The organism is Aliidongia sp., assembly GCF_035943795.1.
Classification (GTDB): domain Bacteria; phylum Pseudomonadota; class Alphaproteobacteria; order ATCC43930; family CGMCC-115725; genus Aliidongia.
In genome coordinates, this window is sequence record NZ_DASZBY010000112.1 from 11951 (window position 1) to 26626 (window position 14676).

The 14676-nt window shown below is 66.7% G+C and carries 15 protein-coding genes; 3 read left to right on the forward strand and 12 right to left on the reverse strand.

Annotation, left to right across the window (positions count from 1 at the left end):
• Nucleotides 1-94: 94 nt before the first annotated feature.
• The 3 genes from arfB to VGV37_RS21870 all read right to left on the reverse strand — a co-directional run bounded on the left by arfB (nt 95) and on the right by VGV37_RS21870 (nt 2204).
• Entirely contained in the window at nt 95-514 is a 420-nt protein-coding gene (gene arfB, locus VGV37_RS21860; protein WP_326881882.1) for an alternative ribosome rescue aminoacyl-tRNA hydrolase ArfB, read from the reverse strand.
• Nucleotides 511-1908 carry a M20 family metallopeptidase gene (locus VGV37_RS21865; RefSeq protein WP_326881883.1) on the reverse strand — a complete coding sequence of 466 codons (1398 nt, stop codon included), beginning with the start codon at nt 1906-1908 and terminating at the stop codon, nt 511-513. Before VGV37_RS21865 ends, arfB begins: the two co-directional genes overlap by 4 nt.
• 131 nt (nt 1909-2039) lie before the next feature.
• Complete coding sequence (locus tag VGV37_RS21870) at nt 2040-2204, reverse strand: hypothetical protein (protein WP_326881884.1); 165 nt, start codon at nt 2202-2204, stop codon at nt 2040-2042.
• Here VGV37_RS21870 and VGV37_RS21875 point away from each other — a divergent pair.
• Nucleotides 2203-2406: a hypothetical protein gene (locus VGV37_RS21875; RefSeq protein ID WP_326881885.1), complete on the forward strand. Its 204-nt coding sequence runs from the start codon at nt 2203-2205 to the stop codon at nt 2404-2406. The genes VGV37_RS21870 and VGV37_RS21875 overlap by 2 nt on opposite strands.
• 160 nt (nt 2407-2566) lie before the next feature.
• On the opposite strand, the gene VGV37_RS21880 is transcribed toward VGV37_RS21875, so the two are convergent.
• From VGV37_RS21880 to VGV37_RS21895, 4 genes are all read right to left on the reverse strand, one after another.
• Nucleotides 2567-5749 (reverse strand): error-prone DNA polymerase, encoded by a 3183-nt coding sequence (locus VGV37_RS21880; RefSeq protein ID WP_326881886.1) that lies wholly within the window; start codon nt 5747-5749, stop codon nt 2567-2569.
• A complete protein-coding gene (locus VGV37_RS21885) occupies nt 5746-7278 on the reverse strand; it encodes a DNA polymerase Y family protein (RefSeq protein ID WP_326881887.1) in 1533 nt (510 codons plus the stop codon). Before VGV37_RS21885 ends, VGV37_RS21880 begins: the two co-directional genes overlap by 4 nt.
• The gene (locus VGV37_RS21890; RefSeq protein WP_326881888.1) at nt 7199-7987 is read right to left on the reverse strand and encodes a hypothetical protein; all 789 of its coding nucleotides are present in this window, start codon (nt 7985-7987) and stop codon (nt 7199-7201) included. Before VGV37_RS21890 ends, VGV37_RS21885 begins: the two co-directional genes overlap by 80 nt.
• A 100-nt stretch (nt 7988-8087) precedes the next feature.
• The gene (locus VGV37_RS21895) at nt 8088-8531 is read right to left on the reverse strand and encodes a hypothetical protein (protein WP_326881889.1); all 444 of its coding nucleotides are present in this window, start codon (nt 8529-8531) and stop codon (nt 8088-8090) included.
• A 109-nt stretch (nt 8532-8640) separates the two neighbouring features.
• On the opposite strand from VGV37_RS21895, the gene VGV37_RS21900 reads away from it, so the two are divergent.
• The gene (locus VGV37_RS21900) at nt 8641-9057 is read left to right on the forward strand and encodes a hypothetical protein (protein ID WP_326881890.1); all 417 of its coding nucleotides are present in this window, start codon (nt 8641-8643) and stop codon (nt 9055-9057) included.
• A 33-nt stretch (nt 9058-9090) separates the two neighbouring features.
• Here the strand turns inward: VGV37_RS21900 and VGV37_RS21905 are convergent, their stop codons facing one another.
• Together VGV37_RS21905 and VGV37_RS21910 are read right to left on the reverse strand one after the other, a co-directional pair.
• Nucleotides 9091-10299 (reverse strand): ABC transporter substrate-binding protein, encoded by a 1209-nt coding sequence (locus VGV37_RS21905; protein ID WP_326881891.1) that lies wholly within the window; start codon nt 10297-10299, stop codon nt 9091-9093.
• A 52-nt stretch (nt 10300-10351) separates the two neighbouring features.
• A complete protein-coding gene (locus VGV37_RS21910) occupies nt 10352-11872 on the reverse strand; it encodes an altronate dehydratase family protein (protein WP_326881892.1) in 1521 nt (506 codons plus the stop codon).
• Nucleotides 11873-12066: 194 nt separating this feature from the next.
• Between VGV37_RS21910 and VGV37_RS21915 the strand changes: the two genes are divergently transcribed.
• Entirely contained in the window at nt 12067-13086 is a 1020-nt protein-coding gene (locus tag VGV37_RS21915; protein WP_326881893.1) for an amino acid ABC transporter substrate-binding protein, read from the forward strand.
• 51 nt (nt 13087-13137) lie between these two features.
• Here the strand turns inward: VGV37_RS21915 and VGV37_RS21920 are convergent, their stop codons facing one another.
• The 3 genes from VGV37_RS21920 to VGV37_RS21930 form a co-directional block, all read right to left on the reverse strand.
• A complete protein-coding gene (locus VGV37_RS21920; protein ID WP_326881894.1) occupies nt 13138-13461 on the reverse strand; it encodes a ribbon-helix-helix domain-containing protein in 324 nt (107 codons plus the stop codon).
• A gap of 15 nt (nt 13462-13476) precedes the next feature.
• Entirely contained in the window at nt 13477-14058 is a 582-nt protein-coding gene (locus VGV37_RS21925) for a DJ-1/PfpI family protein (protein WP_326881895.1), read from the reverse strand.
• Between the two features lie 89 nt (nt 14059-14147).
• A complete protein-coding gene (locus VGV37_RS21930) occupies nt 14148-14621 on the reverse strand; it encodes a group II truncated hemoglobin (protein WP_326881897.1) in 474 nt (157 codons plus the stop codon).
• Between the last annotated feature and the right edge of the window lie 55 nt (nt 14622-14676).

Below are 14676 nucleotides of genomic sequence, written 5' to 3' on the forward strand. Positions count from 1 at the left end.
CCTCACGCTGATTGGTATACCGAAATGGTATCCGATTTCAGCGGCCGGATACAGGCTGGTGCCGGCTGGCGGGTATGCTTGGGGCGAGCGGCTGCTAATCCTCGCCCTTGCTCGACCGCAGCTTCTTCAAATCGCCGCGCTTGCCCTTGGATTCGAGCCGCCGCTTCTTGCTGCCGAGCGTCGGGCGGGTCGGGCGGCGGTGGATCGGCGCGATCGCGGCTTCGCGTACCAGGGCGATCAGCCGATCGAGCGCGTCCTGGCGATTGCGGTCTTGGGACCGGAACTGGTCGGCCTGGATGATCAGCACGCCGTCGAGCGTCAGGCGCCGTCCGGCGAGCTTCATCAGCCGCGTCCGCACCGGCTCGGTCAGGGCCGGCGACAGGGCGACGTTCCAGCGCAGTTCGACCGCGGTCGAGACCTTGTTGACGTTCTGCCCGCCCGGACCGGACGCGCGCACGAAGCTCTCGTCGAGCTCCCGTTCATCGAGGAAGATGCTGTGGGTGATCTCGATCATGGCGCCAGGTTTGGCGGCGACTCGCCCAGGTCCCAGAACAGGCCGGTCATGATGCGCAGACCTTCGCGCAGAACCGGGGCCAGCCCATGCTCGTTCGGGGCATGCTGGCTGCATCCGGCGTAGGAGTGCGGCACCCAGATCGTAGGCATGCCGAGCAGTTGGGCGAAGAGGTCGTTCGGCAGCGAGCCGCCGAGATTGGGCAGCACCGCCGGCTCCCGGCCAGCGGAACGCGCGACCGATCTGACCGCCCATTGCGCCGCCGGATGCTGCGGATCGAGCCGGGTCGCGTTGAAATACCCCTTGTCCGCCGGCGCGACGACGACCTCGGGAAATCCCGCCGCGGCTAGATGGCGGCGGATCGCCGGCAGGAACGTCTCCGGGTCCCGGTCGACCGTAAAGCGCATCTGGCAATGGGCGCGGGCCCAGGGCGGAATCGCGTTCACCGGCGCGTCGGGATTGCCGGCCTTCATGGCCAGCACTTCGAAGGTGTTCCAGGCGAAGACCTTTTCGGCCGGAGTCAGGCCGGGCTCGCCCCAGCCGGGATCGATCTCCGGTGCATCCGGACCGCCGTCGACCGACAGGCCGACCAGGCAGGCCCGCACGCTTTCGGGAATGGCGGCCGGTTTCAGCTCCGGCACCTGGATCGCGCCGGTCGGACCGACCAGGCTCGCAATCGCGTGCATCAGCCGGATCGCCGGGTTGGCCAGCAACCCGCCCCAATTGCCGGAATGATGCCCCCCGGCGCGCAGGTCGATCGAGAGGTCGAAATTGAAGGCGCCCCGTGCGCCCATGAATACGGTGGGGCGATGGGCCTCCAGCCGCGGCCCGTCCGACGCGATCAGCAGGTCGGCCGACAGTAGCGCCCGCTCCGCTTCGCAGAATTCGCGCAAGCCGGTCGAGCCCACCTCCTCGGCCATTTCCAGCAGGAAGCGCAGGTTGAAGCCCAGCCGTCCCCGCGCCTCGCGCACGGTCTGCAGGGCAGCGAGATTGACGGAATGCTGGCCCTTGTTGTCGGCGACGCCGCGACCGTAGATCCGGTCGCCGTCGCGGTCGAGCCGCCAGGGATCGCGGCCGTCGGCCCATTGCCCTTCCTGGCCGCGCACCGTGTCGCCATGACCGTAGACCAGGACGGTGGGCAGGGACGGATCTTCGTCGATCGTGCCGACGCCGATGGGCGGGCCGCCCACCACGGGATTGTCATAGATGCGGAACTGGCCGCCCAGCGTCTCGAAGGTCGGCCTGATCTCGCTGGTCAGGTAGTCCGACAGATGGGGCGCGCCGCGCGGATCCTGGCTCTCGGTCGGAATGGCAACGCGACGGGCCAGTGCCGCCAGGAACGTGCCGTCGTCGAATCGAGCCGATGCCAGATCGAGCACATCTTCCCGCGTTACCATGGCAATCCTCCGTCGATAGAACGACGGCCAAGGTCTCACGCGCGGAGCGATGCGTCAAAAGAAGCTATCCATCAAAAAAACAGGGCGGGCTCTCGAACCCGCCCTGTTCCATGAAGGAACCCCAGGACCGATCAGCTCGGCGACCGGAGCTTGCCCAGCTCTTGTTGATTGAGCTGCTCGGCATCGTGGTCGGTACTCTTGCTGCCCGACGTCTTGGTGCTGTCCATCGCCTTGTGATGGGCCTTGTGCGACGCCTTGTGCATCGACGACTGATCGGCCGAACCGGACTGGCTCATGTCCGAATTGGACTGGGTGCTGCCCTGGGCCGGAGAAACCGCCGACGTGCTGTCCTTGGAGGACATCGGCGCCGTGTCCTGCGGCATGTTGGTCGAGGAATTGTTCGGCGTGGTCATGCCGGGGGACGCAGCGGCGGGTGCGCTGCTGTCGGGTGCGGTGGCGCTCGGCGGCGTGGCGGTCGGCCCGCTGCTGCTCGATTGAGCGAGTACCGGGCTTGCGATCCCGATCAAAGCCAGCGACGCGACGGTCATCATCAGCTTGTTCATGGACTTTACTCCCATTTCCAGACTGGGCTGCGGCCCATGCCTGTACTCTAAACAGGCCTGCTCGGGGTTCGGTTCCCGCCGGTCCGGTCCTTCGCTCAATGGAAGTCGCGCGAGCGGATCTTCAGGTCGCGCTGATCCTCGCCCGGCCGGAGCACTTCGTCAGCCCTCGCATAGGGCACGTCCAGCTTGCGATCCCAATCGAGATCGCCCAGTTCCGCACTGAGATCGATCAGGTGTTCTGCGACCAGATGCAGCACGATGCCCTCGCGCTGCAGGCGGCCCTGGACCGCGACCAGGGAGCCGCCCATGACGATGCGTCGGTATTTTTCGAACCGGTCCTTCCAGATGATGATGTTGGCGACGCCGGTCTCGTCCTCGATGGTCAGGAAGATCGTGCCGTTGGCCGTGCCCGGCCGCTGGCGCACCAGCACCAGTCCTGCGACCATGACCCGCCGGCCGTCCCGGGTCTGGCCGAGCGCCTCGGTCTTCAGAATGCCGCGCGCCGTCAGGCTGTCCCGAAGGAAGGCTACGGGGTGCCGTTTCAGCGACAGGCTGGTCGCCGCATAGTCGGCCACGACATGCTCGCCCAGCTTCATCGGCGGCAAGGCCACCGACACCTCCTGCGCTATCGGCCCATCGAGTGCTGCGAACAGCGGCAGCCGGTTGGTCTCGATGCCCTTGATTGCCCAGAGTGCCGCCCGACGATCCATCCCAGCCATCGAACGGAAGGCATCGGCCTTGGCCAGGCATTCGAGCGAACGGGCATTCAATCCGGTGCGGCGCGCGAGTTCCTCGGGGGTGTTGAAAGCGCCATGGGCGCGGGCCGCGATCACCTTCTGCGCCTCGTCCTCGGCCATGCCCTTGATGAGGCGGAAGCCGAGCCGGAGCGGCTTCACGGCACCACCGGCTTCGAGCGTGCAATCCCAATCGCTGTCATTGACGTCGATCTCGCGCACCTCGACCTGATGGTCGCGGGCGTCGCGCACGATCTGGGCCGGGGCATAGAAGCCCATGGGCTGGCTGTTGAGCAAGGCGCAGGCAAAGACCTCGGGGTGGCGCCATTTCAGCCAAGACGAGACATAGACCAGCAGCGCAAAACTGGCCGCATGGCTTTCCGGGAAGCCATAATTGCCGAAACCTTCGATCTGCTTGAAGCAGCGCTCGGCGAAATCCCGGTCGTACTTGCGGGCGACCATGCCCTCGATCATGCGGTCGCGAAAATTGCCGATCGTCCCGGTCTGCTTGAAGGTCGCCATGGCGCGACGCAGTTCGTCCGCCTCGCCCGCCGTGAAGCCGGCCGCGACCATGGCGATGCGCATGGCCTGTTCCTGGAACAGGGGCACGCCGAGCGTCTTTTCCAGAACCTGCCTGAGGGCCTCGCTGGGATAGGTCACCTTCTCCTTGTCATCGCGCCGACGCAGGTAGGGATGCACCATGTCGCCCTGGATCGGGCCCGGGCGCACGATCGCGACCTCGATGACCAGATCGTAGTATTTCCGGGGCTTGAGCCGCGGCAGCATGCTCATCTGGGCGCGGCTTTCGATCTGGAACACGCCGATGGTGTCGGCCGCGCAGATCATGTCATAGACGCCCTTCACGCCCTGCGGGATCGACGCCATCGTATGTCGGCCCCCGTGATGCTGCTCGATCAGGTCGAACGCCTTGCGCACGCACGTCAGCATGCCGAGCGCCAGGACATCGATCTTGAGGATCCGCAGCGCGTCCAGATCGTCCTTGTCCCATTCGATCACCGTCCGATCCTTCATGGCGGCGTTCGAAATCGGCACCAGATCGCCGAGCGGTCCCCGGGTGATGACGAAGCCGCCGACATGCTGGGAAAGATGGCGCGGAAAACCGGTCAGCTCCTGTGCCAGCATCAGGGTGAGCGCCAGGCGCTTGTCGCCCGGATCGAGCCCCAGTTCGCGCACCCGCGCCTCCGGCAAGCCGTCCTGGCTCCAGCCCCAGATCGTGCCGTTCAAGGCGGCGACGGCGTCGGCCGACAGGCCCATCACCTTGCCCACATCGCGCAAGGCCGCACGCATGCGATAGCAGATGACGGTGGCGGCAAGCCCCGCCCGCTCGCGGGTATAGTGATCGTAGATATGCTGGATCACTTCCTCGCGCCGCTCATGCTCGAAATCCACGTCGATGTCGGGTGGCTCGTTGCGGTCACGCGACAGGAAGCGCTCGAACAGCGTGTTGCCCTCGGCCGGATTGATCTCGGTGATGGTCAGGCAATAGCACAATGCCGAATTGGCGGCCGAGCCCCGTCCCTGGCACAGGATCGGCGGTTCGCGGGTCCGCGCGAAACGGACGATGTCGTGAACCGTCAGGAAATAGGGTTCGTATTTCAGCTCGGCGACCAGGGCCAGCTCGTGGTCGACCTGCTTGCGTACCATGTCCGGCACACCTTCCGGATAGCGGTCGCGCACTCCCTGTTCGACCCGGAACACGAGTTCCTCGGCGACGGTGCGACCTTCCAGTCCTTCCTCGTCCGGGTATTCGTACTTCAAGTCATCCATGTTGAACCGGCAGCGCTCGGCGATCTCGATCGTCCGGGCCAGCGCATCCGGATAGAGCCGGAACAGGCGCGCCATTTCGACACCCGGCTTCAGATGACGCTCGGCATGCGCCTCGAGGCGGCGGCCGGCCTGCTCGATGGTGCACTTGAGGCGGACGCAGGCCAGCACATCCTGCAGCACGCGACGTTCGGGCACGTGGTAGAGTACGTCGTTGGTCGCGACCAGGGGCGTGCCGGCGCGTTCGGCGATGGCGGCAAGCCAGGCGAGCCGTTCCGCATCGTCGCCGCGATAGCGATGCTGTCCGGCCAGATAGCAATTCCCAGCAAAGGCTTGTCCGTCTTTTCTCAACTGCTTTTCGAAGATCGGATCCGCGTCGTCGGGCGGCAGCACGATCAGGACCTGGCCCTCGGCGTGGGCCGACAGATCGGCAGCATCGAGCCAGCATTCGCCCTTGGGCGCCCGGCGCTTGCCGATCGTCAACAGCCGCGACAGGCGATGATAGGCCGCCTTGTCGGTCGGCAGGCAGACCACGCTCGGCCGGTTGCGGAAATCGAGCCGGCAGCCGATGATGCAGCGCATGCCGCTGCCCTTGGACTCGACCCAGGCCCGCACCACGCCGCCCAGCGTATTGCGGTCGGTAATGGCGATCGCCCGATGGCCATAGAAAGCGGCTTGGCGCGCCATTTCGGCCGGATGCGACGCGCCTTCGAGAAAGCTGAAATTCGTGGTGACGGTCAGTTCCGCATAATCGCTCATGCGAAGAACCCGTGCAGGAACCAGGCGGGTGCGGTTTCCGGCCGGTAGAGGCCGCGGCGATACAGCCAGAAGCGCCGCCCCGCCTCGTCCTCGACCCGGTAATAGTCGCGGATGCCGTCGGTGCCGGCCTCGGGTTCGCGCCACCATTCGAGCGCGATGCGCTCCGGCCCCTCGGCCCGGCGCACCCGATGCGGGATCCGGCGCCAGCGGAACATCAGCGGCGGATCGTCCGGCACCGGCGCCATCACCTCGATCGGGTCGGGATGGGCCAGCAGCCGGATCGGCCGCGGTCGTGCGACCGGCCAATCCTGCGGCCGCTTGTCCCGATGCCGGTCGTCCAGCACCGAGACGGCACGCGCCGCCCGCTCCGGCAGATGGCTGTTCTCCGGGATCAGGCGTAACACGTTGCGCGCGCCCAGCCGATTGGCTAGGCGGTCGACCAGCGGCGCCACCGCGCCGCCGTCCGCCTTGGCATCCAGGCCCAATTGCCGGGGCGCCATCGGTTCGACCGCGAGCACCCGCAGCTGCATCACCTCGATGCCGAAGCCGGGCGCGATCTCCCCGATCTTCTCGGTCAGCAAGCGGGCCAGATGATCCGGCTGGTGGCTGGGCCGGCTGGTACCAACGCCGATACGCTCGACCCGGGCATCGATGCGGAAACAGGCGAGTTCGAGGTGGCGCGCACCCAGCCCTTCCTCTTCGAGCTGGCGGCACAGCAGTGCCATCAGCTGGACCAGCCCATGCTCGATCGCATCGGCAGTCGAGATCGGCTCGGCCAGAATGCGTCGGACAAGGCGCGGCATGATCGGCTGGCGGGGCGAGATCGGCTCTTCCACCAGGCCCAGCGCCTGGTCGAGCCGGCGCGCCACCGCTTCGCCGAACCGCGGGGTGAGCGGCGCGCGCGCCATGCCGTAGAGATCGCCGATCCGCTTCAGGCCGAGACGCCTGAGGTCCTGGGTGATCTCGGGAGACAGGCGCAATCCCGCGACCGGCAAGGGCGCCAGGGCCTTGCGCGCTTCCCCCGGCGCCAGGACGCGGATCGACGACGCCGGCAGATCGTCATAGCGTGCCACGGCCCAGGCGGCCCCCGGCGTGTCGGCGACGGCGGCCCGGGCGGCAAAATTGAGACGGGCGGCGCGCGCGACCAGATCCTGGGCGAGCGCCTGCTCGCTCTCGACCAGCGGCACGCAGCCGGTAACATCGAGCCAGATGCCGTCCGGACCATCGACCGAGGTCCAAGGGCTGAAACGGCTGCACCAATCGGCGAAATCGGCAAGCGCCTTGGCGTCGCCGGCCGGATCGGCATCGACCAGCCGCAGCTCGGGCACCCGGGCGCGCGCATCGGCCACGCTCATGCCTGGCGCCAGACCAACGAGCGCCGCCGCCGGATCGACCGCGGCCAGCACCCGTCGCCCCGCGATATCGGCGACCGTGACGAGGGGCGGCCCGTCAGGCGATCTGTCGCCTCGCCGGCGATGCACCCGATCGGTCGCCCAGTTCCTGAGCCACAGCGACAGCACGCGCCGCATCATCCTCCTCCACCAGCCAATGACCATATCCTTGTTCGCCGGTCGGCACGGCCCCGCGGCAGCGCTCCAAGCTGACCTGCCACCGCCCCCGCATCAGGCCGAAGTCGCGCGGAATCTCCTGGCCCGGCACAGGCAGCGCGCTGGGTGCCGAGGCGACCCGCCAACGCGTCACCGCAGCCGTCGCCTTGCCGCCGTCGGCCGGGCGCAGCACCAGGCCCAGCCCACCGACGCTCTCGGCCGCGAGCTGCAGCCGGCGGCTTGCCGTGAGGTCGAGCCGATACGGTTCGCCCAGCACGGCGGCCAGGCCGGGGGTCTTCAGCCCCTCCTCCATGGCCCAGAGCAGATCCGCGTCGCGCCGGGTCCGTGCCAGGATCAGCCGGTCCGGCGCCAAGCCCAGCCGCTGCAACCCCGGTCCGTACAGGTCCGGGTCGGCGAGGCACCAGAGCACCGGCCCCTGCACCGCGAGCCCGACCAGCAGGCGGATGGCGAAGCCGCTCGACGCCGCCCGGTCGGCCCCTTCGCCGACGATCTCATGCAACGCGCCGCGCGCGAGCCCGCCTTCGGGCAGCATCCGGTCGATCGCATCGAACCCGGTCGGCGCCACCCCCGCCGCGGCCCGCCCCGGCCCTTCGAGCCGGCGCAGAGTCGCCCGGAGCGCCGCCAGAGCCGCGTCCTTCCTGCCGCTGCCGAGCTGTACCAGGGTTGCCACGTGTCACCATCGATATGTTCACTCTTTGTTCTATCACGATGGTGCGTGAGGTCAAGGCGACGTATCGCGCCCCTCTGGCATCAGACGAACCCGGACGCCCTCACCGTGCGAAATTCGGGATCTTCTGCCGCACGATCTCGATCACCGTCTCGGCCTTGATGCGCGTGCGGGTGACGGCGGCGCGCTTGACCGCGTCGATCGCGATCACCTTGAGGCGCACCGCATGCAGCACGGCCAGCATGGTGACCGGATCGCCGTCGCAGACATGGCGGTAGACATGACCGATCGCCGGACCGGTGAGGCCGGTCGCTTCCAGGATCAGGAGCGGGGTGAACGGGCCGAACTCCGCCTGCGGGTCGGCCGTGGCAACGATCTTCACCAGCGCGATGCAGGCCTCCGCGGCCGCCTGGTCGCCCTGAACCAGCTTGAACACGGCATTGGCCGGCGTGTCGTCGACGTCGATCCGGTCGGGGCGCGGCGGCGTCTTGGCACCCATCCAATCGGGGCGGTCCCGCTCGGTCTTTTCCTGGGGCGGTTTGCTCATCTTCGATCCGGTCGTCGCGGCGCGCTGGTCTCATCGGCGCCGATCGCCCATAATAGCGGCACTTGCGAGCCCAGGTCTCGTGACCCGTCACGTTTTGCGGAGGCAAGCCATGTACCCGACCGACGACGAAACCAGCGCCCGCCTGCAGGCCCAGTACGAGCGCACCAACGAACTGGTGCGCGGCATGGCCGAACCGTTCCAGGACCTCTGGTCCTATGCCGACAACCGGGCGGCGGTGAAGGTGCTCGACGGTACGGTCTATGGCGTCTCGGAAATCACCGAGGCCTTGCGCGATCCGGCCGAACAGCTGTGGCTGACCTTCGCCCTGCTGGATGCCGACGAGGGCGACATCGGCTCGTTCGAGCAGCTGGCATCGCCCGGCGGCACGCTCGTGCTGAAGAGCCGCCCGCTCGGCACCATCACCTTGCGCTACGACCTGATCGCGGCGGTGCTGGTCGACGAGGATGCGCCGGAAGAGGACGACGGCGAGGAAGAAGACCTGCCGTCGGCCGAAGCGGCCGCCTGAACCTCGTTTCCGAGGCCCAGGCAGGGCGCGTCGTCAGCCCTTGACGAGCGGGCAGCCGCCATCCTTGAGCGGACGATAGACCTCTTCGCCCGGCATCGTCTTCAGCACCTTGTAGAGATCCCACTCGCCCTTGGATTCGGCCGGCGTCTTCGCCTGCAGCAGGTACATGTCGTGGACCATGCGGCCATCCTCGCGGATATAGCCGCCGTGCGAGAAGAAATCGTCGACCTTGTTGGCATGCATCCAGGCCAGCACCTTCTGCGTGTCCTTGGACCCCACCGCCTTGACCGCCTTCAAGTAATGCATAACCGAGGAATAGACGCCGGCCTGGTACGACGACGGCATCAGCCCGTCCTTGGCGAAGAAGCGCTTGGCGAAGGCCCGGGTCTCGTCGTTCAGATCCCAGTAGAACCCTTCGGTGAAGATCAGGCCCTGCGCCGTCTCCAGCCCCAGCGCATGCACGTCGTCGATATTCACCAGCATGCCGGCCAGCTTCTGCCCACCGCTGACGATACCGAACTCGTGGGCCTGCTTGACCGAGGTCTTGGTGTCGCCGCCGGCATTGGCCAGCCCGATGACCTTGGCCTTGGACGCCTGGGCCTGCAGGAGGAACGACGAGAAATCGGCGGTGCCGAGCGGCGCATTGACCGAACCCAGGACCTTGCCGCCCTGGCGCACGACCTCGGCAGTGGTATCCCGTTCCAGCGCATGACCGAAGGCATAGTCGGCCGTGATGAAGAACCAGCTATCGCCGCCCTGCTTGACCATGGCGCCGCCCGTGCCATGGGCCAGCGCATAGGTATCGTAGGTCCAGTGAATGCTGTTGGGCGAACAAGCCGAGCCGGTCAGGTCGGACGAGCCGCCGGCCGAGATCAGGAAGATCTTGTTCTTGTCCCGGGTGATCTGCTGGACCGCCAAGGCGACGGCCGAATTCGGCACGTCGGAGATGACGTCGACCCCGCCATTGTCGTACCAGTCACGCGCGATGTTGGCCCCGATGTCGGCCTTGTTCTGATGGTCGGCGCCGATCACCTGGATCTTCTGCCCCAGGGCCGAGCCGCCGAAATCCTCGACCGCCATCTCGGCGGCGAGTTGCGAGCCCTTGCCGCCCGAGTCCGAATAGAGGCTCGACATGTCAGTCAGGACACCGATCTTGACCGGGCCCTCCGCCGCGTGAGCGATCGACGTCGTCGCCAGCAATACCGCCGTGAATGCCGCGGATAGTCCGAACTTCCAAGCCATGAGTCCTCCCCCGTTTTCTTTTCGTTGCATGCGAAAGTACGGGGAAATCAAATCACATGACGGCGCCCAACTGCCAGGGCTGAAACTCGTCGTCGCCGAATCCGAGCGCTTCGCTCTTGGTCGGTTCGCCCGAGGCGGCCTTCAGCACATGCTGGAAAATCCGTTCGCCCATCTCGGCGACCGAGGCATCGCCATCGGCTATCGGGCCGCAGTTGATGTCCATGTCGTCGGTCATGCGCCGGTAGAGCGCAGAATTGGTCGCGAGCTTGAGGCTGGGCGTCGGCTTGCAGCCGAACACCGAGCCGCGGCCCGTGGTGAAGCAGATCATGGTGGCGCCGCCCGCCACCTGCCCCGTCGCCGACACCGGGTCGTAGCCCGGCGTGTCCATGAATACGAAACCCTTGGCCGTGATCGGGTCGGCATAGCGATAGACGTCGGTGAGGTTGGTCGAGCCGCCCTTGGCGACCGCGCCCAGCGATTTTTCCAGGATGGTGGTCAGGCCGCCGGCCTTGTTGCCCGGTGACGGGTTGTTGTCCATCGAGCCCCTGTTGATGGCGGTATAATCCTCCCACCACTTGATCCGCTCGATCAGCTTCTCGCCGACCTTGCGGCTCTGGGCGCGCCGGGTCAGCAGATGCTCGGCGCCATAGATTTCCGGCGTTTCCGACAGGACGGCGGTGCCGCCGTGGCGCACCAGCAGGTCGACCGCGGCGCCCAGCGCCGGATTGGCGGTGATGCCGGAATAGCCGTCCGATCCGCCACATTGCAGGGCCAGGGTCAGATGGCTGGCCGAAACCGGGATGCGCGTCGCCTTGGCCGCCTCGGGCAGCATCGCCTTGAGGCGCGCCACGCCGCCCTCGATGGTCTTGGACGAACCGCCGCTCTCCTGGATGGTCATGGTCTCGAGCAGCGCACCGGTCTTCAGGCCGCCGGACTGCACCATGGCGGCGACCTGGTTCGCCTCGCAGCCGAGGCCCAGCAGCAGGACGCCGGCGAAATTCGGATGGCGGGCATAGCCGACCAGGGTCCGGCGCAGCAGGTCTACCGGCTCGCCCTGGGATGCCATGCCGCAACCCGTGCCGTGGGTGATCGCGACCGCGCCGTCGATGCCGGGCCAATTCTCGCGAACCTCCCGGTCGATCAGCGCCACGATGCGGCGCGCGACGGTGGCCGAGCAATTGACGCTGGTGACGACGCCCAGGTAGTTGCGGGTGGCGACGCGTCCGTCCGGACGGACGATGCCCTGGAACGTCGCCTGGGATTCGACCGGCACGAAATCCGTCGGATGGGCATCGACGCCGAAGGCATAGTCCCGGTCGAACGAGCCGATCGCGCAATTATGGGTGTGGATATGCTCGCCGACCGCGATCGGCTGGGTCGCGAAGCCGATGATCTGGCCGTATTTCCGGATCGGCTCGCCGACGGCGACCGGCTTGATCGCCAGCTTGTGGCCGGCCGGCACGAAGCCTACGGTCTTGATGCCCTCGCCCGGAACGTCGGTTCCGGCCATCAGGTCCACCCGGGCGACCACGACCGTGTCGTTGGGATTGAGGCGGATGGTGATGGGGGGCATGCGTATCCTCCTACATAAAATTGGCCTGACCAATTTAACGCGTCTTCGCCCGGGCGGACCAGACACTTTCTGACAGGTGGCATGCCGCGGGCGTCGATCAATTGTCATAACAGCACACCTGACGGCATGGGCCCGATCGTGGCATGGTCGTAGTCTATTCGTCGTACCAATCCTCCATCGAAGAGAGTCCGACCGTGCTCAAAGCAATTTTCCCCGCTCTCACCGCCATTGCCCTGGTCGCGGGCTTCGCCTCGCCGGCCAAGGCCGGCACGATCGAGACCATCAAGCAACGCGGCCAGCTGGTGTGCGGCGTCAATACCGGCAATCCCGGTTTCGCCCAGCCCGACACCAAGGGCGTCTATACCGGCTTCGAGGTCGATCAGTGCCGCGCGGTTGCCGCCGCCATCACCGGCAAGGCCGACAACGTCAAATATGTCCCGCTGACCTCGCAGAACCGCTTCACGGCGCTGCAGTCGGGCGAAGTCGACATGCTGGCGCGCAGTGCCACCTGGTCGCTGACCCGGGAATCGACCCTGGGCCTGGCCTTTCCGGTCGTGACCTTCTACGACGGCCAGGCCTTCATGGTGAACAAGAAGCTCAACATCAAAAGCGCAAAGAACCTGAAGGGTGCCACGGTCTGCGTCGTGACTGGGTCGACCACGGAACTCAATCTGGCCGACTACAGCCGCGCCAATCATCTCGATATGAAGCCGATCAGCTTCGACAGCCTCGATACGGTGCGCGACACCTTCCTCGCCGGTCGTTGCGACGCCTATACCACCGACCTCTCAGGCCTGGCCGCGACCCGGGCCGCGATCACCAACGCGGACGACTACGTCATCCTGCCGGAAGTGATCTCCAAGGAACCGATCAGCGTCGCCGTGCGCCAGGACGACCCCGCCTTCCTGCATGCGGTCCGCTGGACCATGTACGCGTTGATCGAAGCCGAGGAACTGGGCATCACGTCGGCCACCGTGGACCAGCACATGAAGGACGAGAACCCGGAAACCAAGCGCCTGCTTGGTGTGTCACCCGGCCTCGGTACCTCCATGGGCCTGACCGACAGCTGGGCCGCCGACGCGATCCGCCAGGTCGGCAACTATGGCGAAAGCTTCGAGCGCAATGTCGGCGTCAAGACCCCGCTCAAGCTCGAGCGCGGCCTGAACGACCAGTGGACCAAGGGCGGGCTGATCTACGCGCCACCGTTCCGGTAGGCCCGGGCGAACCGGCGGCCCGCAACCGAAGCGGGCTGCCGATCCCAGTCGTCATTGCAGCAGATGCCGGTCCGGCCGAGCCGGCATCGCACCCGCCGGTTCGTCGGCCGTGCCCGCAACCAGGCTCAGATAGCGCATGCAGCTGACGCGCAGGAACGAGGCGAGGTTCGGCACCTCGCCCCGATGTTCGATCAGCTCGTCATAAAGCTTCGCGATCAGCTGATTGGTCGTCATGCCGTCACGCGCGGCGATCTGGGCCAGCACGTCCCAGAACAGATTCTCCAGGCGCAGGCTGGTCACCACACCATGAATGCGGACCGAGCGCGAGCGGGCTTCGTAGAGGATCGGGTCCGCCTTGACGTAGATCTCGCACATGGTCCAGCCCTCCCGTCAGAGCGTGATTTCGGTCCCGAGCACCTTCAGGAACTGCGCAATCCAGGCCGGATGGGCCGGCCAGGCCGGCGCCGTCACCAGCTTACCGTCGGTCACCGCCGCGTCGATCGCGATCTCGGCGTAATGCCCGCCGGCCAATTCGACCTCGGGACGGCAGGCCGGATAGGCCGACACGGTCCGCCCCTCGATCACCCTGGCCGCCGCCAGGATCTGCGCGCCATGGCAGATCGCGGCCACCGGCTTGTCCGCCCGCATGAACTCGCGCACCAGACGGATCAGCGTCTCGTCGAGCCGCAGGTATTCCGGCGCCCGGCCGCCCGGGATGACCAAGGCATCGTAGGCGGTCGCCTCGACCGAAGCATAATCCGCGTTGAGGACGAAATCGTGACCGCGCTTCTCGCTATAGGTCTGGGCACCCTCGAAATCGTGGATCGCGGTCGCGATCTTGTCGCCCGGCTTCTTGCCCGGACAAGCCGCATGGACTTGGTGGCCGACGGCGGCGAGCGCCTGGAACGGCACCATCACTTCGTAGTCTTCGACATAGTCGCCGACCAGGAACAGGATTTTCTTGGCAGTCATGGCATCCTCCCTCGGGATCGTATCGAGAAGCGGATTCTTTCACGGGTGAAGGTGCGCAGGGTAACAGCCGGCTACATCGTGCGCGACGCTTACCCCTGCCAGGGACCACCCGGCGGACCCCAGCCCCAGGTCGGCATCGGCATGTCCGGCTCGGGCGTCGGTACGCCATCCTGCGAGTTGATCACGGCGAGCCGCGTGCCCCATTCGAGATAGCCGACCAGGGCGGCGCGGAATTCCGGATCGGCCGGCAGGCCGGCCTCGTCGAGCGTATCGAGCATCAGATCGATCCAGCGCCGCCGCTGCACTTCGGTCAGGCGGCGCCCCAGATGCCGGCCGATCATGCCGGCATGGGATCCACGCGCCGCAGAATAAGTGGTGGCGCCACCGAACACTTCGGCGATGAACGCCGCCACGTGCTGGGCATGGTGCGGATCCATGCCGGCGAACACCGGCGCCAGGATCGGGTCCGCCGGCACCTTCGCATAGAACAGCTCGGTCAATTTCTCGAAAGCTTCGTCGCCGCCGGCCCACGCCGCCAGGCTCGGCACCTTGTCGTCCACCATCTCGCCGTCCTTGTCCGTCCAAACCTGGTCAGACGTTAGCACATTGCGCGACGAC